Annotated in this window: 18 protein-coding genes, 1 tRNA gene and 1 pseudogene; 11 read left to right on the forward strand and 9 right to left on the reverse strand. The window is 50.3% G+C overall.

Going from position 1 to position 26886, the window contains the following annotated elements; translation table 11 throughout:
- Positions 1-29: 29 nt before the first annotated feature.
- Together JMI88_RS37435 and JMI88_RS37440 are read right to left on the reverse strand one after the other, a co-directional pair.
- Positions 30-1202: a M20 family metallopeptidase gene (locus tag JMI88_RS37435; protein ID WP_201367199.1), complete on the reverse strand. Its 1173-nt coding sequence runs from the start codon at positions 1200-1202 to the stop codon at positions 30-32.
- A gap of 211 nt (positions 1203-1413) precedes the next feature.
- Positions 1414-2091, reverse strand: a complete 678-nt coding sequence (locus JMI88_RS37440) for a hypothetical protein (RefSeq protein ID WP_201367200.1) — start codon at positions 2089-2091, stop codon at positions 1414-1416.
- Positions 2092-2678: 587 nt separating this feature from the next.
- Here JMI88_RS37440 and JMI88_RS37445 point away from each other — a divergent pair.
- Together JMI88_RS37445 and JMI88_RS37450 are read left to right on the forward strand one after the other, a co-directional pair.
- Positions 2679-4841 (forward strand): MerR family transcriptional regulator, encoded by a 2163-nt coding sequence (locus JMI88_RS37445; protein ID WP_201367201.1) that lies wholly within the window; start codon positions 2679-2681, stop codon positions 4839-4841.
- 42 nt (positions 4842-4883) lie between these two features.
- Entirely contained in the window at positions 4884-5555 is a 672-nt protein-coding gene (locus tag JMI88_RS37450) for a DEAD/DEAH box helicase family protein (RefSeq protein WP_201367202.1), read from the forward strand.
- A 68-nt stretch (positions 5556-5623) separates the two neighbouring features.
- Here JMI88_RS37450 and JMI88_RS37455 read toward each other — a convergent pair whose 3' ends face one another.
- Complete coding sequence (locus JMI88_RS37455) at positions 5624-6292, reverse strand: RNA polymerase sigma factor (RefSeq protein ID WP_201367203.1); 669 nt, start codon at positions 6290-6292, stop codon at positions 5624-5626.
- Positions 6293-6830: 538 nt separating this feature from the next.
- Here JMI88_RS37455 and JMI88_RS37460 point away from each other — a divergent pair.
- The 5 genes and pseudogenes from JMI88_RS37460 to JMI88_RS37480 all read left to right on the forward strand — a co-directional run bounded on the left by JMI88_RS37460 (position 6831) and on the right by JMI88_RS37480 (position 13365).
- The gene (locus JMI88_RS37460; RefSeq protein WP_201367204.1) at positions 6831-8951 is read left to right on the forward strand and encodes a MerR family transcriptional regulator; all 2121 of its coding nucleotides are present in this window, start codon (positions 6831-6833) and stop codon (positions 8949-8951) included.
- Between the two features lie 243 nt (positions 8952-9194).
- The gene (locus tag JMI88_RS37465) at positions 9195-9953 is read left to right on the forward strand and encodes an ATP-binding protein (RefSeq protein ID WP_201367205.1); all 759 of its coding nucleotides are present in this window, start codon (positions 9195-9197) and stop codon (positions 9951-9953) included.
- A 223-nt stretch (positions 9954-10176) separates the two neighbouring features.
- Positions 10177-10932, forward strand: a pseudogene (locus JMI88_RS37470) (transcription termination factor Rho); the annotation flags it as partial.
- Positions 10933-11219: 287 nt separating this feature from the next.
- Positions 11220-11972 carry a hypothetical protein gene (locus tag JMI88_RS37475; protein WP_201367206.1) on the forward strand — a complete coding sequence of 251 codons (753 nt, stop codon included), beginning with the start codon at positions 11220-11222 and terminating at the stop codon, positions 11970-11972.
- 85 nt (positions 11973-12057) lie between these two features.
- A complete protein-coding gene (locus JMI88_RS37480; protein WP_201367207.1) occupies positions 12058-13365 on the forward strand; it encodes a thymidine phosphorylase in 1308 nt (435 codons plus the stop codon).
- 139 nt (positions 13366-13504) lie between these two features.
- On the opposite strand, the gene JMI88_RS37485 is transcribed toward JMI88_RS37480, so the two are convergent.
- A tRNA-Glu gene (locus JMI88_RS37485) sits at positions 13505-13578 on the reverse strand.
- Positions 13579-13745: 167 nt separating this feature from the next.
- Here JMI88_RS37485 and pepE point away from each other — a divergent pair.
- Entirely contained in the window at positions 13746-14489 is a 744-nt protein-coding gene (gene pepE, locus JMI88_RS37490; protein ID WP_236023236.1) for a dipeptidase PepE, read from the forward strand.
- Positions 14490-14568: 79 nt separating this feature from the next.
- Here pepE and JMI88_RS37495 read toward each other — a convergent pair whose 3' ends face one another.
- Entirely contained in the window at positions 14569-15519 is a 951-nt protein-coding gene (locus JMI88_RS37495) for a ZIP family metal transporter (RefSeq protein WP_201367208.1), read from the reverse strand.
- 335 nt (positions 15520-15854) lie between these two features.
- Positions 15855-18536: a M1 family aminopeptidase gene (locus JMI88_RS37500; RefSeq protein ID WP_201367209.1), complete on the reverse strand. Its 2682-nt coding sequence runs from the start codon at positions 18534-18536 to the stop codon at positions 15855-15857.
- Positions 18537-19145: 609 nt separating this feature from the next.
- On the opposite strand from JMI88_RS37500, the gene JMI88_RS37505 reads away from it, so the two are divergent.
- The gene (locus JMI88_RS37505; RefSeq protein WP_201367210.1) at positions 19146-20513 is read left to right on the forward strand and encodes an ABC1 kinase family protein; all 1368 of its coding nucleotides are present in this window, start codon (positions 19146-19148) and stop codon (positions 20511-20513) included.
- 65 nt (positions 20514-20578) lie between these two features.
- On the opposite strand, the gene JMI88_RS37510 is transcribed toward JMI88_RS37505, so the two are convergent.
- Complete coding sequence (locus JMI88_RS37510; RefSeq protein ID WP_201367211.1) at positions 20579-21379, reverse strand: MBL fold metallo-hydrolase; 801 nt, start codon at positions 21377-21379, stop codon at positions 20579-20581.
- An 83-nt stretch (positions 21380-21462) separates the two neighbouring features.
- Entirely contained in the window at positions 21463-22242 is a 780-nt protein-coding gene (locus JMI88_RS37515; protein ID WP_201367212.1) for an NUDIX hydrolase, read from the reverse strand.
- 338 nt (positions 22243-22580) lie between these two features.
- On the opposite strand from JMI88_RS37515, the gene aroE reads away from it, so the two are divergent.
- Positions 22581-23450 (forward strand): shikimate dehydrogenase, encoded by an 870-nt coding sequence (gene aroE, locus JMI88_RS37520; protein WP_201367213.1) that lies wholly within the window; start codon positions 22581-22583, stop codon positions 23448-23450.
- Positions 23451-23504: 54 nt separating this feature from the next.
- Here aroE and JMI88_RS37525 read toward each other — a convergent pair whose 3' ends face one another.
- On the reverse strand, positions 23505-25910 hold the full coding sequence (locus JMI88_RS37525; protein ID WP_201367214.1) for an ArnT family glycosyltransferase: 2406 nt from the start codon (positions 25908-25910) through the stop codon (positions 23505-23507).
- A 206-nt stretch (positions 25911-26116) separates the two neighbouring features.
- Here JMI88_RS37525 and JMI88_RS37530 point away from each other — a divergent pair.
- Positions 26117-26886, forward strand: a 770-nt coding sequence (locus tag JMI88_RS37530; RefSeq protein WP_201367215.1) for a fumarylacetoacetate hydrolase family protein, incomplete at its 3' end; no start/stop codon positions are given.

Below are 26886 nucleotides of genomic sequence, written 5' to 3' on the forward strand. Positions count from 1 at the left end.
AACGACAATAATAGCGCTATACATCGTTATTATTCATGCAGGCAGAGGCGCTGGATTAAACCCGCCAGCAGGGGTCCACGCACAGCAAAAGAGCTGACCTGCATATGTTCGCGATCCAGATTATGCATTCCACCACCCACGGGGCCCAGGGTGTCCAGGGTGGGAACGCCAGCGTCCATTAAGATATTGGCGTCGGAGACGCCTCCCTTTGGCTCGGCTTTGAGTTCGATACCCAGTGCCTCGCCTTCTAGCCTGGCCAGTTCTACCAGGCGCTGAACGGCAGCCGTAGGCTCATAAGGATGGCGGCCGGGATTGCGCGTCAGTGTGGTTATGGTATCAGGTACGTTACTGGTAGAGGCGATCTTTTGCAAGGCTGCCGAGGCCGCATCCAATCCATGCCGACTAAATGAGCGTACAGAGATAGAGCAGCGCGCCATATCAGGAATGACGTTCAAGGGCTCCGTGCTATCTAACTTGGTGATATTAAAAGTGACGCTGGGAAAGATAGAATGCAGATTCTGGATGGCTAGAATCTTGTGGGCCAGTTCAATGACGGCCGAGCGACCTTTATAGGGTTCAACGCCAGAGTGGGCCGAGATACCGCGCACCTCCAGGACATACTTATCGGTGCCCTTGCGCGAATGGGTCAGTGAGGTCTGCTTTCCCGCTGGCTCCAGCACCAATGCATAGTCAATCTCGTGGGCAATCTCGCGTATCAGAGGAATGCTACCTGGTGAGCCAACCTCTTCATCGTTGTTGAAGAGCAAGACCAGTTCGCCGTATTGGTCAAAACCGGCTTCAATTAAGGCGCGCACTGCATAGATGCCCAGCATAACGCCCGACTTCATATCCAGCACCCCAGGACCAATAGCGACCCCATCGCGCATAGCAAAAGGCTGGTCCTGAACCGCCCCGGCAGGATAAACGGTGTCGACATGTCCCATGATCAAGATGCGCCGTTGCCCTTTTCCTTTGCGCCGGGCCAGCAGATTATTGCCATAGCCAGCCGATTCATGCAGGCTTACTGAGAAATCATGTTCAGCCAACCACTGTTGGAGCGTGTCCATAATGCGGTTCACGCCCTCAATCTGGCCAGTACCCGAATCGATATTTACCAGTGTTTCTAGCCGTTGGAAATATTCTTGCTGGTAGGATTGAAAACTCGCGAGGTAACTCTGTGCATAGGTAGCGGTCTGTGACATAAATAACTGCCCTTCGTAGTGGATCCTTTAACATCAACAGTGAGGTTAGTCTGCCGCTATTGTATCACAGAGGTTAGCAGGGGCGCGGGAAGGATGGTACGGGTTGCATCTCCCCTCTTCTCTTCCCGCGAGAAAAATTTAGACATGAAAACTGTGATGATTTCCTTTATAACGATGCACAAAACCAGGACTATCTCCCAAAGGACAGCAGCTACGAAAAATCTTGCTCATTCAGTTGAAAGGTTTGCCGCAATCTCTTGTAGGCCATGCTCAATGAAGCGGCATGCCGGCTTCGCTCCAGCGGATCATTTGATGGGGCGCGCCGATATTCGCGTAAATCTATGCCAACTGCCTTAAATGCTGCCAATAACTGACTGGTCTCGCCGCTTAAATCGGCATGATTAGCCAGGTCTATCAACAAGGCGGTCCGCTGCTTGATAGGGAAATCAACAATGATACGCGCCAGTGTCATAAGTACAGAGATGCGCATAAGACTATCCAGGGCTATTTCAGAAGGGTCCACATCATCGCCATTGGATAAAAGGTAGGAGACTTCTCCATCCTGCGAAGAGGGACGGATAAGCCGCAGTTCACGTCGGCGCAGGTCACGAAAATGATTGTGCGCTACGGTACGTCCAAAACAAGTCATGGAGTGTATCGGCATCCCAATGCCATTTTCTACCAATCGCGTATATTTCAAGGTGCGTATGACCGCCTCTTGCAATATGTCATCGGCAATATCATGTTCCTGGCCATGCCATGACGTGACACCTGAGGAATAGACCCAGCCCAGAATGTAAGGCCGCAGTGTACTGTAGAGCTCAATCCAAACACGATCGCTTACCGCCTGGCGATCAGCCGTATGTAACATTGGTCGATAGACAGCCATGAGTTGTAACCTCCAGGAAAGACAGGCTATCTTAGAAACCTATCAACTCTTCTAAAATATGGCACTCACCTAATACTTGCTTCTGGCCACTGAGCTTTGTTCCGCTTTTCGCACACATTTACTCCATCACACACTAACAAAGCTTCATATAAAACGCCTCAAACCTCTCATGTTATTGACTTATCCTTATCAATTTTATAGCATACTAGAGTTATTAATTCAATGTTTTCTTAGGATTGGCTGATATTTCTATTATTTTTAACCAAAAGAATCAACAATTATAAGCGTCCAGGCAAGCATTTTTGCATATTCTTCGTCATATTTTCTTACCTTATCATAAATTAACCTGATTATTTTTAGGATTCGTCTGAAAAAAGTACAAAAAAATCTCACCCTGAAACGTTTTTTTATTAAGCAGCAAACAGGTATACAGTGATTTTTTTCAAGCATGAAGATAGTTTTTTTAATACGTCATCTGCCAAAACGTCATATACAGGTGTACAAGCTATTCGAGCGTGTGTTATGATAGGCAGGAATTCGAAATACGTGGGAAATTTCCCACTGTATTTTTTTAAGGGAATATGGTGATGGATGAGCGCAACCTACAGCGGATTGCCAAACATCTCAAAGATGAAGCCGCACAACGACGTGTTCACCACAACATCCAGAGAGGGCGCAACGAGGTCACAGTGACAATAGGACGGGCATCGCGTCTCTTCGGCTTTAGCGAAAGCCAGCTACGCGATTGGGAGAAGATGGGGTTGATTAAACCGATACGCCCTAGAGAAGACACCGAGTCACGGCAAATTACGGGCCAACGTCAATATTCATTTGCCGAGCTAGATAAACTTGCGATCATTCGCGAGTTACTCGATGAGGCACACCTGACTCCAGGGGCAATTCCTCCAAATATCAATGAGATCTGGTCAGCATTAGCCTCGCCAGCGTCTGCCATGCCATCACGCCTGTTCGAGCAAGAGGCGGATGATCGATCTATGCCCGCGGTTACGCCATCACCAGATGACAATATCAATAAACGTGTGACTATAGCTTATCGCGATCTTATGGCCTGGCGCTTCTATGCTTCGCGGGTGCTCTGGCTGGCCTTGCTGTTGGTCTACGAAAATATCCCGGGCTTTTATGCTGGCCTTGTGCTGCCCGCCAGGGATTATCATGCCGATGAAATTTTACGCGACCCCGCCAGCATCAAGATGGTCGGATCATCACTGGTCGGCTGGCTGGGCCAGACAGGCTCATTTTTTACTTTTCTGACCGCCACTCCGGTTTTTGAATATCCCAGCGATTATATCGTACTGCCATTATGCCCCCCCGACTTGCGCATGAAATTACCCGGATCGATCGCGTATCGCACCTTGATTGTGGTGCAACGCGATGAGAGACAGCATGTGCGACAGCAAGAGAAAGCCATTCGGACAGTGCTGCGCCTGCTGGAACCTCTCTATGAGGATCAACAGCAATGGGAGCATTATATGGGTGATGGTCGGCAGGACGTCATTACGCCAGCCATGGATTTTACTCCCAAGCTAACAGATGCTATCCTGACCAGCCTGACCAATACGACGATTCGCCTGGGCGGCAAAACGTCAGATGGTCAGAATCGCTGGCAGGACTGTTGTATTCTCTTGCCCAATACGCAAAGCCTGCCTCTACAGCAGCGTAGCCTGGTGGTACGGGCCAAAAGCCAGCAGGCGCGTCACGCCGTTGGCGTTACGTCGGTGTCTCCTGAACGTCATGTGACCAGCCTGAGCATCCGTGCGTATCAAAGTAGCCATATCATCTATCGGCCAGAGTTGGCCCGCGAAGATATTCTCACCCTCCAGCGCGATCTAGAGGGTCCTATTCAGTCTAATATCGCGGTTCCTATCGGTGGCGAAAGCGGACAACCCATGGGCGTGCTATACGTCACCTCTTATGAGCAGGATGCCTTCAATGAAGAAGATCAGCGCATTCTGCGTATTATAGCTAAAATTACTGAAGAACTTTTATATACCTATAAGGTTCGACAGCAGGTCGCGGACTCGCTGACCGATATCCTGGAAGATCCAGCTACTGTGGATCCTCTTTTCAAAGATTTTGCTTCCGAGAGCGATTTCCTCCGTGATCTGGCGGAAATCCTGACCACTATTAAAGAACAGGTGAAACGGGGACAAGATCTTATGACCCCGACCGAAATCGACGGGCCGGTAAAAGAGATCTCTTTTATCGCCATAGATATTGATAGCAATGTACAAGAATCGATTGCTAATAGTTATGGAGATCAGACCCTGCATAATCTAAATAAAGCCATTGGTTTACGCATCCACGATCTCTTGCCAGCACTTTTCTCCAATCACTTCAACTGCACGCTCTATCATATTTATGGCAGCATCTACTGCCTCCTTCTGCGTGGCTTTACATTGGAGCGCACCAAAAGCAATGCGGAACGCCTGCGTAAAGCTTTAGAAGGAAGCATCGCAGTCAAACAATCAGAACTGCCAGGTGGCACATTAACCCTACCAGATATATCGGTCCACCTCGGAGTTACCTGGTATCCCTATGAAAAACTCGCGGATTTTTTAACCCCTCGCCATATGCGGTCGGTGACCGATGTGCGTGCAACTCTTTACCATTCGTTAGATTTTGCGCTCAAGTTAGGAACGGACACCGGAGGCAATATTATCTATGCCTGGGACCCAGTCACCCAGACCTATATGCCGCATCAACCAGGGGAGGAACAACAAAAAAAATAGATACATACCAAAGCGCAGATGGAAGATGGAGGAGTGTGATTGATGTTAGCAAAGGTATTCGTTTTAGGGCGTCCTGGTAGTGGCAAAACAACAGCAATTTATCATCTTTTGAACCTGGCAAACCAGCGCGGCTACTCCGCTCTTAGCATAGATGATTATAGCATTCTTTATTGCATGTCGCGCGATGAAAAGCACCATGAGCAATTTCGTCGTACAGCTTATGATGGTTTCGATGTACTGGACCTCTCGGTCTTTGATATCGCTTTACAACAGCTGGAACAGCAGGTGCAAGGACTATCAGTGCACGATAATAATGGCATTATTACGATTGAGTTTGCCCGCAACGATTATGACCAGGCTTTACGCCAGTTTAGTCCTGATTTTCTGAAAGATGCCTATATATTCTTTGTCGATGCCGACCTGAATACTTGTATTGAGCGCATTTATCAGCGGATTGCCGCGCCGCAGACAAGCAGCGGACATTTCGTTTCAGACTATATTATGCATACTTATTATAGTTATGATAATTGGCCCTTTGTCAGCGCGCAATTAGCATCTACGTATCATATCAATAAAGCAATCGAGACATTTCGCAATACGGGCAGCGTCTCACAGCTACTTACCAGGGTCGAACAGTTTGCGGACCACATCTTCCGCACCGAGTTTGAAGGGCCAGCTTCAGCCGATCCATTAAAACAATTGGCACATGCCTGAACAAAAACGAAACGCCCGCGTAGCGAGAGGTAATTTGCCTCTCGCTCGCAGGGCGTTGGAAGATTCCTCTATACCTGTACTTCCTGCTTCAAACGCTTATAGGCAATGCTGCGCAGGGCGGCATCTCGACCACGAACGGTTGGATCCTCGGATCGAGGTCGCTTGTATTCGCTCAAATGCAGGCCAACGTCCAGCAGGGCCTGCTCTAACAACGATGGCTCACCGTCCAAATCAGACATATTAGCCAGGTCAGTCAGCAAAGCCACTTTTTGGCCACGCGGAAAACGCGCCACCACCCGAGCCACCGATACAATGATCGAGTCTAACATCAAGCGATCCAGTGCAATCTGGGAAGCATCTACAATCTCATGTGGTCCGGCAGTAACATCTAATGTCTGCTGATCATTCTCGCTCAAGGTAGGACGTACCAGGCACCAGTCCTTTTTACGCCAATCCCGAAAATAGTTACGCGCAATCACCCGGCTTAGTGCCTTCAAAGAGCCAATTGGCGGCATCTCACCACGATCGGCGCGCTGATGATAACGAAATGTTCGCATGACGGCTTCGTGAGCAATGTCTTCCGCGATCTCCCGGTGTTGGCCATACCAGGATGAAACGCGGGAATCCCGTACCCACATTTCGACCAGTGGCAGCAACCAGTTATACAGGTCATACCACATTTGCCCATCCACCATGTAGTAGCTGTCCTGGTGAGTAGATGTCGCATCTGTTGTCATGAGAGTGACCTCCCGAAAATATTGTCTACCTACGCTTGCGCTACAACATCGGCACTTCGCTGCTATCCACAGTTGATCACTACAAATACCCTTGGCGGGAAAAGGGTTCAGGCGCCTTTCCACGCCCCGTTCTATCCTGTGTACACTACCCGTAAAAGGTAGATGTTAATCACATCGAGACAACAGAAAGAAGACTATTCTGAAGAATGTTTACAATTAAGAAGAAAATTGTTATATTTAACGTATATGGTACCTGAGAAGAAGTTTTTTGTCAATGGCGCGCAAGAAAGTTCCTTACCCTGAGAAACAAAAGGTAATCTTTCTTAACTTTTCTGACGATATCTTTAAATTACCTGATCATCGTGCATTTATCGTTAGAAAAACTTACTCTATTAGACTTTTTAACTATCCATTGGTAAAAAACCTCATATTTTTCATTCGAAATAGGTATACAAACTAATACAATTGTGGTACTATTAAACTTGTGTTGCATCAGCCCTGAGTTTTTCTCCACTTTTTCAGCGAGGCGAAGATGGATGTGCGAAGTAAGCAATCAATACAGGAACATTTACAAAAAGAAGATGTCCAGGAACGTATTTTGCAAAATATCCACCGAGGGCGTGATGAAGCAACAGTCACCATCAGTCGTGCTGCCGAGCTATTTGGCATTACTGAAAATAAGCTGCGCGATTGGGAAGAATATGGCTTCCTTAATCCGTTGCGTCCCGGCGGTCCCAAGGGACGGCGCCTGTATACCCCGGCAGAATTAGATAAGCTGGCAATTATCCGTGAATTGATTAATGCTGGCTACGCAGCCAGCGATATCCCGGCAGATATCGATAAACTCTGGCGCACAATTCGCTCGCTGAAAGAGCTAGACACAATTAGTAATCCTACCGACCAGACCTCCTCACTCACCCATCTACCCGCGGTCAATGAGCTTTCGATTAATCAACACATCGCCCGGGGTCGTGATGATTTATTCTGGAGCTTTTTTATCGCCCGGGCACTGCGTCTGGTCTTAAAGTTGATCTGTGAGGACATTCCCAATACGACAGCTGGATTGATTCTGCCCCTTTCTCCTGAGGCCAATGTGCAGGCCGTTCGGCGTGTAGAGGATCTGGAGACGCTCGGAGAGTCATTGGTGGGCTGGCTGAGTCAGAGTGGCTCATCTCATACCCTCCTGACATCTCGTCCCTGGTTTCAATATACCTCTGATTTTCGCGTTGAGCATTTACAGGAAATGCGAGTGGGTATTCCACAAACAAGCCAGGGACGCGATCAAACGCTGATCATTTTACAGCGCGAGACAAGCCCTCTGACTTTAAGTAAAGAGGTGGTAAAGACGACTCATCGTTTGTTAGAGCCGCTCTATGCAGAGGTGGAACATGTACGCGCATCCCTGGGATCCGGCACACGCGATAGTATCGATCCAGCAACCGATCTCTACAATAGTATGAACCATGAGGACACTATTTTAAATGGCCTGGCCGATATGGTGATCCGACTGGGCGGAACGCTTCATTCTGGTCAGCCACGCTGGCGCTTCTGCTGGATCTTGCTTCCTCGCGATATCTCGCAGCCAGCCAGCATGAGCCACCTGACATTGCGAGCCCAGAATCAAGATGCTCTTTATACTACCAGATTACCCCTCTCTGGCCTGGATAAACATACCAGCTATCCGTATATCAGAGCCCTGTATAGTCGTCATATTATCTATGAGCCCAATATACCTGCTTCGGGCTCACAGGCTATTCTGCGCGATCTGGACGCGCCCCTGCGCTCTTCTATTGCGATGCCTATCTCGGGCGAAGATGGTCTGCCACTGGGTGTCCTGCATGTGGCCTCCCATTTGCGTGATGCTTTTACGAAAGATGATCAACGTCTGCTGCGCGTTATCTGTCGCATGGTTGAGGAGCTTCTGAAAACCTATTGGGTACGCCAGCAGGCCACCCGGCACCTGGGGAACATGATTAAAAATCCGGCCGTCATCGATACGCTGTTTGAGGGCTTTGCTTCAGAGTATGACTTCAATCAGAGTGTAGAAGGATTGTTGAAGCCGCTTCAGAGCAATCGAAGCAAGGGAAGCAAAGATAAACTGGCCGATAAAGTGGTGTCCTTTATCGCCCTGGATATCGATAAATATACGAGCCTGGCCAATAAATATGGCGAACGCCTGCTGCGCAATCTGACACGTGAGGTAGGTTTGCGTATTCAGGAGCAAATTCGCACATTCTTCAAAGAATATCCCGAGTGCCAGCTCTATCATATTTACGCCGACCGCTTCTTTATCTTATTAAAAAATACTTCACTCGATCAGACACGCGAACATGCTGAACGGCTACGTATCGGCACCATGGGACCCTACAAATTGGATGCTCTGCGTGTGTTCGCGGATCAACAGAGCCGGCCCGAAAGTTTAATTGAACTGACAGATATTACGGTGCGCTTTGGCGTTACCTCTTATCCTTATCCCAAACTGGATGAGATTCTGCATGAACATGCTCCTGAATATGCCATACCTGAGGTCCGCTCGATTATTACTTCAGCCCTGGACGTAGCCCTGGTTAAAGGGCAGCTTGAAGGAGGAAATGTGGTTATTAGCTGGGATTACGAACAACGCAATTTTATTCGCTGGTCCCCTCCTAAAGCCAGATAATCACTGCTGAGTTTTGTCAGCGTTGTTTTTCTATCTAAACTATATTTCCATACTTCCCAATAATTCTTACTCATCTGATTTACAGTTACCCCCCATCCCATCTACGCGTTACGTGTGTATATTAGCAGTACCAGCACCTCCTCCCTCCTATACTTACAGCGATTCAAATGAATATAGCTATTGCAATTATTTATAGTTTAGTCAGAGTAAGAGGTGGGTGGGCAGACGGGAGAAATTATACTTATGGCCATCAATCTTTTTTTATTAGGGCGACCCGGTTCTGGCAAGTCTACGGCAGCCCATTATATTCAGTGGTTCATTAAGAAGCATCATTGGTCTGCTGTACATATAAATGATTATCATTTTTTGCTGGCTCAATTTAAGGCCGATATTCATCACCGCAAATTTAAACCTAGCGGCTGCGGCGGCTTTGATGTGCTGGATTTTTCTGTGCTGGATACAGCTCTTCACGCCCTGGAGCATGAAGCACAGGCATATTCTGCGCATCCACGCACCCTGCTGTTGCTGGAATTTGCGCGTAAAGACTATATGCAGGCGTTGCAACAATTTCAGCCAGCGTTCCTGCAGAATGCCGGTTTCCTCTTTTTTGAGGCCGATCTAGATACCTGTGTCAGTCGTGTTTATGAGCGCGCCTATCATCCAACTAATCCGGATGACCATTTCATCTCAGAAGAGATGCTGCGCAGTTATTACCAGGAGGACAATAGTGTTTACCTGATTTACAATATGCTCTCGAGTTATGGGATTGACGAAAATAATATACACATCATTCACAATAATGGCAGCCGGCGCAGCTTTTATGAGCAGGTACGACACTTTACTATTGATCTGCTGCTACAGCCCAATGAAAATCTTCAGCAACCTGCAGGGATTTATGCCGCTAGTCAAAGTTATGCACCTGCTTATGCCAAACACCCGACATCCGGCCAGCCTTACGAACGACAGGTACAGGCAAACGATGTAGACACATCACAGATTTGACTTGTGTGGTACAGTATGAATAATATATCCCCTAGTAGTTGATAGGAGCTTCATGACGAGTGGCATCTACACATACTCCATTTGATAAGCTAACTCCGATCCATCCTAATCGTCGTATTACTTTAGAGACCGGGAAACAACCGATAGCGCCACGCATGATCGATCTTATGGTGCCGCTCGGCTTCGGGCAGCGCGCACTGATTGTTGCTCCCCCCAGGCTGGCAAAACGACGATTCTGCGCCAGATCGCAGCAGCGACAATGCAAAATTTCCCAGAGGCTCACCTCTATCTGTGCCTGGTCGATGAGCGGCCAGAAGAGGTCACCGACTGGCGTATGGAAGTGCGCGGACCACAGGTTCGCATGTATGCTTCTAGCTTTGATCAGCAGTCTTCCAGACATGGCCGTATTGTTGAGCGAGCGTTGCAAGATGCCAGGCGCGAAGTGGCACAGGGACACGATGTAGTTATTTTGCTGGATTCGTTGACGCGTTTAGCGCGTGCCCATAATCTGAATACCGATATGTGGCAGACGCCACGCAATCAACGTGGGAGCTATGGTAGCCGTACCCTGTCAGGTGGTATTGATGCCCATGCTCTTGAGATCGGTCGCCGCGTCTTTGGTGCGGCTCGTGCCCTGGAAGAAGGTGGCAGTCTGACCATTGTCGCCAGTTGTCTGGTTGAGACTGGCAGCCGGTTAGATGATGTTGTCTACGAAGAATTTAAGGGCACAGGCAATCTAGAAATACGCCTCTCTCGCGAACTGGCCGACCGGCGCATTTTTCCTGCCATCGATGTCACCACATCCAGCACGCGCCAGGAAGAGCGTCTACTCTCACCCACAGAGCTACGCGCCATGTCCATTGTCCGCCGCCGCATGGCCGATATACCTCGTCGTGACGCATCTGAACAGGTTATCCAACTCTTCGAAAAAACTCCCTCCAATGCTCAACTTGTAGAAGCCATCGTCAAACAAGGCTAAAGCTGTGAGTGTTGGATGAGCATGCTCGTCCAACACTTTTTAATGCATATGGCGCCGCCGTCTGACGGCGGCGCCATATGCATTAAAAAAGCAACCCCAGCATTCCTCCTTAAATAGTGAAAAATAATCATACAGCCCATGTGATATACTACAGCAAAAAGAAGCTTTTTTTTACGATGATAGCAGTTGGGCACGATTGGATATCGATGCCAGTAATCACGTCTTATGTATACAGAACACAATCCGATATTTTTCAAATCGCCTGAAAACAGACTGGAGAGCAATCTATGCGCTGTCCTTATTGTGGTGGATTAAATCAAGATAACTCTAAATATTGTATTCGCTGTGGACGCAATTTCGCACCGCAGCAACAAAACGTTTCACAGCCGATCCAACGCCCTGTTTATCCTCCCAGGCCCGCGACGCCACCCCAGCAGCAGCGGCCGGTCTATCCGCCGCCAACCCAGTCGCGTCCAGCGCCACCAGTAGAGCGTCCAACAGTCACGCCACAGCCTCCACGACCCACCGTCTATCCACCAACCATGGCCAGGACCGCCCAGCCTGTGTCCGCTCCACCAGCGACACCTGCGCGTCCAGCTCCAAAGCCGTTCAAGATGGCTCAGGAGGGTTGGCCTATTGAGCAACCCATTCCGCCCGCTCCCGATCCACCAGCACCTTTTCCACCCCATACGGCGGCTCATCTCAAGCAACTGGTCGAGGGAGCACTGGATTATACAGTAGTAAATGAGAATACCGATTACCGATTGAAAAAAGTAGTAAATATTCTCTATCGACGCTGCGCTCCCTGGCAACAGGTAGCTACCTTGCTGAAGGCTTTTAACGACAATGATGATAAGAAATTTGACACAATCGTCATTCAAGGGATGTATAATCAAGAGCGCACTGTTTATGAGTTTACCAATGGACGACTCATTTTTGATCGCAATGTACGTTTGGGCAGCCAGAACCTGAAGCGCTATCAAATTGAGACTGATAATGGTTATGCAATGGAGGCGGTGCGCATCGTAGTATCTGAATAACTGCACGCGCAATCGGCTCATCCTTTCACGATGATGTGCAGACTGATTGCTATGGCAGCAAGCTGAAATTTTGGAATAACGACATATGCAAACGGTTGAACTTATTGCGAAGAAGAGGGATGGGGGGACGTTCAGTTCAGAGGAAATTACCTGGCTGATTGAACACTATACGCAGGGCAGCATTCCAGATTACCAAATGGCCGCTCTGCTGATGGCTATTTACCTGCGCGGAATGGATGCGAGGGAGACCAGCGATTTGACGCTGGCAATGGCTAATTCAGGGGCCCAATTGCGCGTCAATACACAGGTCTCACCGGTGATAGATAAGCATAGCACGGGCGGTGTGGGCGATAAGGTCACGCTGGCCGTTGCTCCGCTGGTAGCAGCCTGCGGGGTCGCGGTTGGCAAGATGACGGGCCGGGGACTGGGTCATACCGGCGGCACCGCCGATAAACTGGAGTCCGTTGATGGCTTCCATGTGGAATTGTCGCGCGACGACTTTATGCGTATTTTGCATGAGCATCAAATTGTGCTGGCCGGTCAATCCAATGATCTGGCACCAGCCGATGGCAAGCTCTACGCCTTACGCGATGTCACCGGCATCATCGAAAGTATCCCATTGATCGCCTCCAGTATCATGAGTAAGAAGCTGGCGATTGGTGCTTCCCACCTGCTGCTGGATGTTAAATTTGGCTCGGGCGCTTTTATGAAGACCGTTGAGCAGGCTCGCCAGCTGGCGCAGGCCATGGTTGAAATTGGCCGGGAAGCAGGCCTACATACGGTGGCGGCAATCACGTCAATGGAACAACCGCTGGGACGCGCCATTGGCAATGCCATTGAACTGGCCGAGGCGATTGATATTCTGCATGGGAAGGGGCCCGCCGATGTATCCGAGCTCTGCTACCATGAGGCGGCGGAACTGTTGGTGATGACCGGTAAAGCGACCAACGAAGCTGAAGCAGATCAACTGGTGACGCAGGCTATCCAATCGGGGGCAGCCGTGAAAAAGTTGGCAGAGGTCATTGCCGCCCAGGGTGGCAATCTGCAACAGATTGAGCATCCCGAGCTCCTACCCGCCGCACCGATCCGTGTCATGCTTGCGGCACCGCGCACCGGCTACATTGCCGCCATCAATGCGGAAGGAATCGGCCTGGCCAGCATGAGCCTGGGTGCAGGTCGTTTTAAAAAAGGCGATCCTATTGATCATCGCACCGGCTTGATCCTGCAAGCCAAGGTAGGTGACTACCTGACGGCCGGTGAACCATTGATCGAGATCCATGCCCGCAACGAACAGGAGGCCCAGGATATTCAGGCCTCGCTGCTCGCCTGCTACCAATGGAGCGAAAACCCCGTCCAGGCACAGCCATTGATCTGCGACATCATTCGTCCATAAGTTCACCTGGCAAAACAAAAAAAAGGATCGCTGCTATATGCATCAATATGATAGCAGTGGTCCTTTTGCTTCCCGGCGCTTGCTGATGCTGCGCTGAAACAAAAAAGAGATCGCGCTTGACGATCTCTTCTGGCCTTAGTAGCGCATACGGGATTCGAACCCGTGATCTCCGCCTTGAGAGGGCGATGTCCTGAACCGCTAGACGAATGCGCCTCATTTATTGTCATAGGCACGTCACACTTACTGAGCGCTTGCTTTCCCTATGGCTCACGTATTATGCCATGACCATCGCCACTTTGTCAAGAGCTGAGCTAAAAAATACAAAACATCGACAGATCATTTAAAATAGTCGCAGAGTCCTTTAAATCCAGAGAGAGGATATGATGGAAGATAATCTTTTATTGCTCAGCAATTCGAAAACACATAACATGGAATTCCTGGAACATGCCAGGGAGGCGTTAATTGATTTCCTCGATGGGCGTCGCACCATCTATTTTGCGCCCTATGCGGCGGCTACCAGTGCCTATGATAGCTATACAGCCACTATCCAGACCGCGTTTAAACCACTAGATGTTACTGTCACTGGCCTCCACACAGTAGATCAGCCAGCCCTGGCTCTGCGCGATGCTGAGGTCTTATTTGTGGGCGGTGGCAATAGCTTTCGCCTGTTAAAGACACTGCAACAATTGGATGTGCTCAACGTTGTTCGGGAACGGGTGACTCGCGGCGAGCTGCGCTACATAGGTTCCAGCGCGGGCACCAACATGTCCTGTCCGAGTCTGCGCACTACCAATGATATGCCAATTGTGCAGCCCGCCTCTTTCGCGTCCTTCGGCCTTATCCCGTTTCAGATTAACCCACACTACCAGGATCCACCGATCAACTCAACACACATGGGTGAGACCCGGGAAAAAAGGATTCTGGAATTCTTAGAGGAGAACGATGTGCCTGTCGTGGGGTTACGTGAGGGCTCCTGGCTACGCAAACGCGGCGCACACCTGAGGCTGGACGGCCTGACCGCTGCCCGGATCTTCAGGCGCCACACAGAGCCTCAGGAGTACCAACCTGGCTCGGCTCTATCCTGGCTACTAACTTTACCCGCAATCTTTGACCAGCGTCTCTAACTCAAGAGCGATAACACAAAAAAAGATCCTTTGATCAAACAGATCGAGGATCTCTTTTGTGTGCGTAAGAACTATATGTTTAAGCGCCTGCGTAGGTGACGATCAGGTCTGTGAGATAGCCCAGGAAAAAGCCGAGCAGCAGACCCCACATTACGATCTCGGGCGCACGCACCTTCTTGGCTACGCCCAGTAATTCGGCGACCACATAAATGATTGCGCCGGCAGCAAGGGCCAGGCAGAAGATAAAGACCTCGGTGGAATGAAAGGCAATGCCAAAGATAGTGCCCAGGAACGTCGGGCCACCACCAATCAGGCCGATCAAAGCAACAAATTTCCAGGACACACGCTGTCCTGTCAGTGGTCCAGCGATCCCAAATCCTTCGGTCATATTATGCAGGCCAAAGCCAATAATCAGGATCGTTGCCAGTTGCAGCGCACCGGCCGCCGCCGATTGGCCAATGGCCAGACCCTCGGAGAAATTGTGGAAACCGATGCCGATGGCGATAATCAATGCCAGCGTCCTGGGAGCCAGGTCTCTAGAAGGTGCAGGAGCCGCGACACTTGTGACAGGCTCCGCTACCGCTACATTCGATTTATTATCGTCCCTGTCCGTCCTGGTCGCCTCTAGCTCGTTAGCCCCAACACTGGCCAGGGCAATCTGAGAAGTGGGAACAGGAGTAGATCCGGTTGCCCCCTGCTTCCTGGCCCATTTCAAACGTCCAATCACATACTTGTTGAAATAGACCAATCCCATCAAGCCAATAATCAGGCCAAGCAGCATCAAAACGACATCCAGAATCAGCGAGGCACCACCAGTATTATGAGAGCGCACCTGGTCGATCAGATTATTAATCGGCTCACTGGCTTTCCCAATCACATCGTAAAGTAAAAATACAAGCACACCTGTTGCCACCATACAGAGGAAAGCTTTCAGCATCTGGGGGGCGCGCTTAAAAAACGCCAGTGGCAAACCCAGATAAATTGTTAGACCGGCAAAAGCACCGAGTAAAATAATAGTTCCGGTAGGCACAAGTGATTCCTTTCATCCACCTTTTTAGATGGATATCAACGAGTTGGGTACAGCTAATATCCTAGCCACCCAGTCGGATATTAGCACAGCCTAACCCCCAAAATCAAGGGGGATCATGTTCGAATCTGCGACCTTAATGTTTGATTAACGGCCACGACAGCATTTACAGCGCTCAAAATATCTTTTTATACATTGGTGCAGCATTCGCTATTCGAGCGAATGCTGCACATCCAATATATAAGAAAGTGTCTGAATTATATTACGATGGGAAGTAAGGCGCCCGCCCGTACGGGGGCGCCTTACTTCCCATCGTTCAGCGTTAGCCAGAAAAAAACTTATTTCAATCTGGCTTCGATGGCCGCTAGCTGCTCGCGCAGTTTGCGGTTCTCTTCACGCACTTCGTCCAGATCACCACGCAGCTGCTTGAGTTGGGCATCGTCTTTACCTTCGGTACTGAGCGTCTGGGCAGCAACCAGCAAGTGGCGCTGGGTGCCAGAATCCAGTTCGGTGTCGGCCGTGTTCTTCAATACAGCGATGGCACGTTTGTCGCCATATTCGGCCAGAGCCATTGAGGCCATCGAGCGGTCAGGTGCCCAGGTATCATGCTCAACTGTATAGAGCAGAGCCGTGATGGCGCGCTGACGCGCCTCCTCGCTGTACAGGGCGCGCTGCTGACCAACCACCTGCAGACCAGCCAGGGCCGCGCGACGCAGGGTAGGATGGTTATGGTCGCTGCCAGCATAGTCCGTCATGAGTTCGACGACGCGGTCCTCACCAGTAAAGCCGAGGCCCTTGAAGATACCACGCTGCACGAAGTTCATCCAGCTGGGACGATCCAACAGGCTGGTCAGGAAATCAACCACACCTTCGGTGCGCGTACGACCCAGTGACTCGGCGGCATTGGCTTCAACCAGATAGCTGACATCTCCGCTACTCAACAGGGCGCGTAAGGCTTCGGCGGAACGCCGGGCCAGTTTTGCCTGCTGTGGTGCCTGGTACTGACCCAGAGCGGTCACAACCGCCGCACGCACTTTCGAGGATTTTGTGGGGTCCAGTTTCTCAAGTGACTTGATTAAGGCGGTCTGAGCCTGCTCGTTGCCCAGCTTTGCCAGGGCCTTAGCAGCCGTAGCACGTACACCCCAGAAAGGATCATTATTGAGCGCAGACACCAGAGCTTCCAGGCTGCTCTCGTCCTTTTGTTTGGCCAGTTCTTGCGCCGCCTCAACCCGGCCCAGCACATCTGGATCATGGGCCAGCTGGTAGCGCAGCATACGGTTGGAGCGCTCAAACTTCAGGGTCTTCAGCAGCCAGCCATCTGGATCGATGCGCACCAGTACCGGCTCCCGCTCCAAGGGGAGATAGAAGCTCTGCTCCGTCTGTCCATCTTCACCAAGCTGGACCTGCATTGTAACGGTATGTGTCTGTGTGCTCTCTTCCTTGCTGGCCTCTTTATCTGAAACGGGCACGGTAAAAGCGACATCCAGTGGCATATAGAAGCAAGCGGTCAATTCATCGACGTTCTGAGTCTGCTTGACCTTGACCTTCGCCAGTTTGCGCTCAGCATCCCAGCTATAGTTCACTTCTAATTCTGGATGACCACCGCCATGCACCCACTGCTGGAAGAAGCGCTCCAGACTATGTCCCGTCACCTCTTCGAGGGTGCGCAGCAGATCAGCAGTTACCACCGATTTGCCGCGATACTTTTCTACATACGCTTTCATGCCACGGCGGAAGCCCTGATCGGTCAGCCGGTGGCGCAGCATATGCAGGACCCAGGCACCTTTGTTATACAGGTGACGATCAAACAGCTCAAAACCGCGATCATGGTACACATGGTAGACAATCGGGCGGCGATAGTGGCTATCCTCATCCAGATACCCTAGCTTCTCCCGTAACATCGAGTATTTAAACTCGTCATTGCCGAGGTCGTGCTCCTCCCACATCTGCTCGAAGTAGGTGGCAAAACCTTCTTTGAGCCAGCCATTGGCCAGGTCGCGGCAGGTCAGCAGGTCGCCAAACCACTGGTGGGCCAGTTCATGGGCGACCACCGGAACCATATCCATATCTAACGCGGCACGCTCATCCGTCAAGAGGGAGAAGCTGTGCGTGGTTGTCGTGGTATGCTCCATGGCACCGGTATAAATCTCCACCACCGTCTGGGCGTACTTGTCATATGGATACTCGACGCCAATATACTCGCTAAAGAAGCGCATCATCTTCGGAGTCTTGCCCATCAGCAGGGTCGCATCACCAGCGCGATCTTTGCGCACATAGTAGTTAACCGGCTTGCCGTTGTAGGAATCTTCAATGACGGCAAAATCTCCTACAACCAGCGAGATCAGATAGGCCCCGTGGGGAACGTCGTGGCGCCAGTGGTGCGTTTTAGTGGCACCATTGTCTTTGACTTCCAGCAGGTTGCCATTGGAAATAGTAATAAATTCGGCCGGGACGGTAGCAATAATCTCAGAGGTCGCCTGATCATCCATGCTATCGTGGCAAGGGAACCAATGACTGTTGTAGCGTGGCTCTCCAAAGGTCCAGGCATGCACAGGACGCGTGGGATCCTCGGGTTCCGGTTTCATGAAGTGCAGACCAATACGTGGCTTTGCATGATAGGTTACCGCAACGGTGAATTGTTCACCATGCTTATATGGCCGGTCCAGGATCACCAGGAACTTGCGGTTGGTCGTAGAATATTCCAGCCGGGTCCCATTCTCTAGTGCGACTTTCTCGATTTGCAGTTCTTCAGCATCGAGCGAAATGGTTCGTACCTCTTCATACAGCACCGAGAAGGTTGTATAGGCAGTACCGCTGATGGTCTCCTGATCAAAATCCAGGCTGATATCCAGCTTCACATGCTGCACATCCGCAGGCCGATCAGGGGCAAAATGCAACTGATCACCAGGAAACTCAAATGAACGTGATTTTGGAGATGGTAGGGAGCTATGCTCATTAAACACGAGCAGGCCATAGCCATTGCCCAGTTCAATAGATTCCCCACGATGACAGGTAAACAAGATATTACTCCTACTCTAGTATGGAGGTGCCGAAATGCGTATGGCATCACACACCGCAACCATTACTTCTACATGATATTATGATTATCCCCGCTAATCAAACTCAGTCATCGCATTCAGCCAGTATAATGCATATCAGGCTACAACTCTACCCTAAACTATGACTCAAGCGTAATAATTACGTAGCCAAAAAATCAGGTCCGGAAAGATCCATAAAATCCATGGTTTTTCCTCTGTGGCGGTTGATATAGTATGTCAAAAGGGTTAGAGAGGCGCCTTGATGAAGAGCAAAGTATCCCGTATCAATAGATTTTCGCAGCTTATACGCTCCTTACGCGTGATAAGGCTGCTGCTATGGACCCTCTGGGTTATTTACCGTGAACGGCGTCGTGTGATTCGGGCGCGTGAACGAGGCAATTATGAAGTACAACCGAATATTGAGGTCTTAATTGATGTGCTGATAGCTTTTCGTCACACAGCCATCAAGCTGGGTGTGCTGATGATCAAGCTAGGGCAGTTTATGAGCACACGGGCGGATCTGCTGCCAGAGCGTGCGCTGGCTGTGCTCACATCTTTACAGGATGAGGTTCCCCCGAGCCTTTTGAACATGTGGTTCGGGCCATTGAGGCTGAATACAACAAGCCGGTGGATGAACTCTTTAGTAAGATTGAGAGCACCTGTACGGCCGCCGCATCCCTGGGGCAGGTTCATAAAGCTGTACTGGCAAAAACAGGTGAAACGGTAGCCGTCAAGGTCCAGCGCCCAAATATCGATCAGCTAGTGGCGATGGATTTAAATAGCTTACGCATCGTGATCTGGATCATTAAAAAATTTGTTGATACAAATTTTATCGATCTACAGGGCTTCTATCGCGAATTCCGGCGTACAGTCTACGAAGAGATAGACTTTGTGACCGAGGCGGCGAATGCTAAACGCTTTAAAGAAATGTTCAAAGCTAATCAAACAATCTATATTCCCAATATTTATGAGGAATATATTACGCGCCGTGTGCTTGTTATTGAATGGATTGATGGCATCAAATTAAACGATTATGCGGCACTGGAAGCGGCCAAAATCAATCGACTTGAGGTGGCTACACGCACCGTCCAGGCCTATTTCTATCAGTTCTTTGAAGAGGGCTTCTTTCATGCCGACCCCCATCCAGGCAATATCTTTGTGAAAGCAGGCTCTTCGCCTGATGAACCGGTGGTGGCGTTTCTGGATTTCGGGATGGTTGGTTCGATCACCAAAAGTATGAAACGCTCGCTGCGCGATATCTTTCTGGGCTTTATCACACGCGATGCCCATTTAATGGTTGCGGCCCTGACGCGGCTGGGCTTCATCGGTGAGGGAGCCAATCCAGTGGCGATTGAAAAAGCCATCGCGCTGATCCTGGAGCAATATCATGGCGTAACCCTGGGCCAGATGCGTGAACTAGAAATGAATGATATTACGCAGGATATTATAAATCTGCTTTACGGCCAGCCATTTCAGATTCCAGCCCAGTTCGCATTCACTGGCCGTGCCGTTGGCACCCTGGTGGGTGTCTCGACAGGTCTGGCCCCCACGTTCAACTTTATTGAAGTCGCGACCCCCTATGCGCGCGCCTTCATGGGTCTGGACGCCAACTCGGCTCGTGAAACCATGCAGGAGGTATTGACACAACTACTGGAGAATGGCAAGGTCCTTCTCAGCTTACCACGCTCGGTCGAAAACTTGATTACGCGCATCGACTCGGGGCAAATGGAGGTCAAGTTAGCTAATACTTCTCAGACCAGAGGTAGGCGAGGCAGGAATGGCAATGGTGGTGGAGTAGCACTACCAGCAGCCAGTGGTGGACGCGTCTCACTTTTCTTTATGTTTCTAGCCTCTATAGGTGGTGGCATCTATCTGACCAACGTTCATCTGGAAGGTCCTGGCTGGTTCTGTCTCGGCCTGGCTGGCCTGACCGCACTCGGTACCATCTTGAAACGCTAGCGCGCTGTATATTGCTGCATGAGCTGATACGCTGACTCATGCAGCAATGAAGCTCAATCAATAGATTAGCGAGTCAGATACCAGGTTGTGCCATTAGTCTCATAGACCTTATGCTCTTGCTCTAGCTTGAGCAAATGGGCTTTCACCGATTGCATAGCCATTTGATGCAGTTGTACATCAACATCATGATAGATCTGTTTAACGATCGACATCGGCTCGATTCCTTCGGGATACTGCTGCAGGACAGCGAGAATCTGTTGTTCGCGTTGCAGGCGATGGGTAATATAGGTGGTCAGCAGTTCCTGTGGATTGGTGATGATCGGCCCGTGAGCAGGTACAATTTCTTTGAGCTCCATGCGCTGCAGGAGCTGCAGAGAATTCAGATATGCTAACACATCGCCCTCAGGAGGGATAATGACTACGGTACCGCTGCCCGCCACCAGATCGCCTGCAAACAGGATTCGCTGCTTCTCAAGCAGAAAGCAGAGATGATCAAAACGATGACCCGGCGTATGGATAGCGCGTAAGCAATCATCCCCGGCTGGAATCTGCATGCCATCCGGTAGCTCTTCATCGGCACAGGGAACGCCCTTGCGGCTGAAGGCATAGATATGGATACCCAACATTTTACGCAATGCTTCTGCCCCTCCTAAATGGTCGGGATGCCCATGCGTAATCAGAATACGGCGGATGTCTCCTCTGGGTTCACCAGCGCGAATAATGGCCTCCAGATGCTCAGGGTTATCATCGGCAGGATCGATCACTGTTGCGCCCTCAACACCACTTCCCACAACGATAGTATTGGTTCCTGCTCCGGTCATCATCGATGCATTGGGCGCCAGGATAGTTGTATATGTTGCAAGCATAATGTTTCCGTTCTCGCTCTCTAAACTATACAGATAGTATTCTCACATGAACGTGAGCCATATCGCCAGGATTATCACCAGGATTATAGGTTATCAGGCTCCTCTGGCAAAATAATCCGTGTCTGGTCATCTTCTTCAACCATCACGGGTCGCTGGGTCCTCACGTATTGCTGATCAGCCGTCGCCAGGGCGGCTCGCACGGCAGGAAAAACTGCCAGCTCGCGCAATTGATAGATAGTAGGAAAAGCCAGGTTAAATGCTCCTGCCTCATACCGAGCAAGAGCTGCTTCTGGTCCAATCCATATACCATCGCTCGTCTCTATTTGATCATACATCGCTTCCTGTTCGCCGGGGGCCTGTGCCAGGAAGAAGTGGGTATCATAACGCCTGGGAGAAGCCTCTGGAGTGATCCAATGTGAAAAATAATGCAGTTGCTCGCTAGCCAGCACCAATTGCTCACTGAGCAACAATGCTTCCATTGAGCCTTGCTGCTGATGGAACAAATGACGATAGGTAGTGAAGCGAGCCAGCGCCTGTTCGTCAATGGCCAGCATACGCTGTTCATGTGTATAGGCCAGCAGCACATTCGCCTCCTCAAATAACTCTCGCAACGCTGCTACACGCAAACCATGGCCCAGGCGCGTACGCCCCTCAGGATCGGACGCCGTCACCCCATCAGGCACACATAACTGTCCCGCAACTTCAATATTGCGATCCTCCTCCATCACCACCCCACCAGGAAAAACATAAACATCGGGCATAAATGCGCTTTTTGCAGAACGCCTGACCATAAAGACTTCTAAACCGCTCTGTGTATCTCGAAGCAGCATCACCGCTGCAGATGGTCGAGGTTGTACTGGCATCCCTGAATCTCCAATCTCTTCCCCAAATTTCCAACAAACAATCAAATACATAAAATAATAAAACAACAAAAATTTCTAACATACTCACGATACAATCACAAGCGCAAAAAAACAAGCATCCTGGCTCAGGCTATGCGCTTAAAGCTGCTGGTCATATGTTATAAAGAAACTATTTCTGGTATAATCTATAGGAAAAACCACGAGCAATTTCCTGCTCATCCAGGTCCATATTGGCCAATATTATGGCACATGTCGCCGGGCGCGACTAACGTTCTCATATTGATACGGGTATAATATAGGAAAATGGTGCAGGGATGTTTATTGAGAAGCAAACGTTAATGCAAACAACAAAGCAATTACGTGTCGGGCTAATTGGAGACCCTGTGGCGCACTCTTTCTCGCCACGCTTCCAACAACCTGCCTTTGATGCGCTTGGTATTCCCGCGCGCTACGAACTCTGGCATACGCCCGCCAAACAGCTCGTTGAGCGCATCCGTTCGCTCTGCGAGCCAGACTGCCTGGGAGCCAATGTAACTATTCCGCATAAAGAGGCTGTGCTGCCATTGGTAGATAAAATTGATCCGCTGGCAGCTCGTATCGGAGCTATCAATACCATCGTGCATCGCGATGATTATCTCCATGGCTACAATACGGATGCGCTTGGCCTGCTACATGCGTTGCATGAACATGGCCTGGGTGAAATGGAGATGTCCAATAATCGCCAGCATATCTCGCTGCGTGGCCATACAGCGATCTTATTGGGGGCCGGTGGCGCTGCTCGGGCCGCCGCCTTCGCGCTGGTAGACGCAGGGGTTGAGCAACTGATCATCTTAAATCGCCATCTGGAGCGCGCACGCCACCTGGCAGCCGACCTGTTGCGATACTATGATCGACCTATTTTTAGCTTAAACGACCCTTCTTTCTTGATCCCGCGCGCCTCGTCAATCATCATTAATGCCACATCGCTTGGACTACATGAAGACATCAGTCCATTGCCAGTAGAGACGTTGGCACAATTTGATCCTGATACTTTCATTTACGACATGATCTACAATCCATCTCAAACCTACTTGCTCTGTCAGGCTCGGTTGATGGGATTCAATACCGCCAATGGACTCTCAATGCTCCTACATCAGGGGGCACAGGCCTTTACATTATGGACCAATCAGCCAGCACCCATTGAGATCATGCGCAAATCTCTAATGTAATCCGTTGTTCTTGCTGCTTTTCAAGCAGCAAAAGAGAAAGCGTGAGGGACGCACCTACGGATTGTCTACGGTTTCATATCGCACCGATCCATTGTTGCGGATATTGAGCTGGTATATTGTGCGTCCTGGAAAGGCTGCCTGCAATTGAGCATATTGGGTGGGATCACTGGCCAGCGCGTAAATAACGTCACCGTGTAAATCAGGATCGTTCAAGGGAAACAGGACAAGTTCGTAGAAAAGGAAGTCGCTCGTGACGACGATGGCCTGATGCAGCTTTGGATGATAAATAGTATTCAGGTCCACTTTATAGTTTGGTGGCAAGCTCGTGTAATCTTGATAGACGACCGTTTGACGCGGCAGATAATACAGCAGATTGCAAGCCAACAGGCACACGATCAGAAGGCCCGTCGTCAAGCTCCAGGGTCCAGGGATAGAGGATGGTTGCTTCTGCCGAACCCTATCCAGATAAGAAGATATCAATGCGCCAGTTTGCATTCCTAATGTGCCGAGCGTTAAGATGCCACGTGTTGTCAGACCCAATAAAAAGGGCAGCGTCTCAAATAGATAGCGCGGTCCCAGGTAGATGCCGTGATAAAAATAACCCATACATGCGCAGCTCATGATTATCAGACATACCAGTAGTATCCAATCCACCAGCCGTGCTCGACCAGTGATAAAAGGCAGGGGCACAAAGGCCAGGGTGAGATAGAAGGGCCAGCCGTAAAGATCGGTCGCCAGGCTGGTTAAGAGTTCATCCAGATTGACCAGTCCTGCCGCCAGCGTATGCTGACCATAAAAACCAATGCCCATGCCGAAGCCCCAGCGGTCTGGCGCATAAAACAGGGTGCGTGGCGAGACCAGGGCATCGTGGGTGAGATAGAAATTGTAGTACAGGCTAAACGCCCCAAAGCAGAGCACCAGCCCCAGGGCCACCAACGTCGGTTTGAGCCAGTTGCGCCAGTTGCGCCGGATCCGCCCCCATCCCAGGACGATACAGCCACCAACCACCAGGGCAATCCATAAAACACCGACCAGGTCACGCGTGAGGGCGCCCAGTCCAAAACAAACGACGGCCAGATAGAGATACCATTGCGATCCCTTGTCCTGCATGAAACGGAGCAAGGCCCACCAGCCCCAGACCAGATAAAAGAGGGCGATCGTATGGCTCAGGTAGCTGGCGGCCAGATAGCTATAAAAAGGGGAGAGAGTTCCCAGAATGATAGCAAGCGTCGCGATCGACCGACCATAAAGTCGGGCCAGGACCAGTCCGCAGCCGAGCAGGGCCAGAGTGCCGCAGATAGGCTCGATAGCCCAGGGCAGGCCAAGCCACATGCCAGGCATCAATGTGAGCGCGGTCCCGGGCGGATATTGAGCGAACCACTTCCCGCCAAATTGCAGGATAAAGGGGCCTGGAAAAAGATTGGCTACCGCTGGGAGCGGAGCGGCCAGTTGACCATGGGCATATATTTTAGCGGCAAAAAAATATGCACTCGCATCATAGATATGCGGCAATCCATGATATTGCACCTTAGCAATCCAGAGCACAAAACCCAACGAAGCGGCCAGAAAGAGCAGGGCGCTGGGATGTATCGCTGCCGTTAAAGCCTCCCAGCCACGGCGTAGCGGGCCATGCCCTTGATCGGGTAGGTCTGGCACTGCGCCTTCAAATTCAGGCTTCCTGCGTCGCCGTACAGCCAGCCAGCGTCCGATAGAACCATGCCAGAGGCCCGCACTCAGCGCGTCTCCCAGCAACACTACCGCCAGTATAGCCAGAGCCCATAAACAGGTACGCGCTAAAAAGCTTATAACCATGGCGGCAAATGGCCAGGGATCTTGCGGAAAGAAGGCCCGACCAACTTCAGTAGCCTCCCCGAAATCTTTGGGAGTCCGTGTGATGCGGATATAGCGATCATTGCGATCCAATGTAATGCTGATGCTCGTGTGATCATCCATAATCACATTCACTGTGCGTGGCGTCTCCGGCCGCTGTAACTGTAAATGCACGTCGAAAGATGTAGCGGCGGGCAAAGGGATAGACGTAGCTGACGTGGGTTGCGAGATAGTCTGCACGATATGTTTGGATTGCGCGATCTGTACATTACGCCAGGCACTCGTGCCGTCGAGATCACGCATCCAGGCTTGAAAACGATAGTATGGGGAACTGGCTAGCTGCTCAAAATAGGTCTGATTGAGCGTGAAATTATTAGTGCTGTCCGTTCCATCTATCTGGTATTCATGGATTACCGGGCTGATATTGGCGAACCAGAGAAAGCGTGGCGTGCCGATAGCTCCCACCTTCATTCTGGTGCCATCTACATCAACGGTTAATGTTTGATTACGCACCTCTAACGTTACAGGTACCGTTACCTGGTAGCACGCTCGATCTATCAACAAAAGCAGCATAGCCAGCAATACCAGTCCACCTAATTTCCACCATCGGTGTTTAGCAAACCATTTCATACAATATATATTCCTATCGCACAAACCAAACATCACTAACACGTAAACATATTAAAAATCATAATGAGGCGATACAGCACAATACGAGCACAATTAATTATAAGCATACCAAGCTGAGCCTGTCAAAATGCTTCTTGCCTGCACGAATATTGAATATTGTAAAATAAATGAACAGATACGAATTCTACTAAAGGAGAGATACTCACTTGAAACTGGTCAGCTTTTCCAACCAGATAGGCGCAACGATTCGGCCGGGATTGGTCTTACAGGAGACTGTCCTTGATATTCCTGCCGCCAGCGCACTACTTCAACTCTCAGTACCCGATTCAGTACAGGGTATTATCGAACAGTATGCAACGGCCCAGGAAGGCTTGCAGACAATCATACAGACAGCCGAGCAAGGAAAGCTGCGCGAGGCCAGCTACACTTTGCAGGATGTGGTGCTAGCCGCGCCAATTCCTCGCCCTCGGAAAAATATTATGTGTCTGGCGGTGAACTACACAGAACACGCGAAAGAAACGGCCGCCCTGCGCGATCACGGTGGAGAACCGCCCACCCAGCCAGTTATGTTTACCAAAGCCCCCACGACCGTGAACAGTCCTTATGGAGAGATCGCCATTGATCCAGCGGTCTCGTCAAAGATCGATTGGGAAGTCGAGCTTGGTGTCATCCTGGGCAAAACGGGCAAGAATATTCGTGAAGAAGATGCTATGCCATATGTCTTTGGCTACACTATCCTCAACGATGTCACTGCCCGCGACCTGCAGTCGCGCCACAAGCAATTCTTCAAGGGCAAAAGCCTCGATGGCTCATGTCCAATGGGACCCTGGATCGTCACAGCCGATGAGATCAGCGATCCGCATAATCTGGCCTTGCGTTTACGCGTCAATGGTGAGGTCAAGCAAGACGGCAACACAAAGCAGATGATTTTCTCTATTCCTGATATGATCGCCACGCTGTCAGCAGGCATGACGCT

It is taken from the genome of Dictyobacter formicarum (assembly GCF_016587435.1).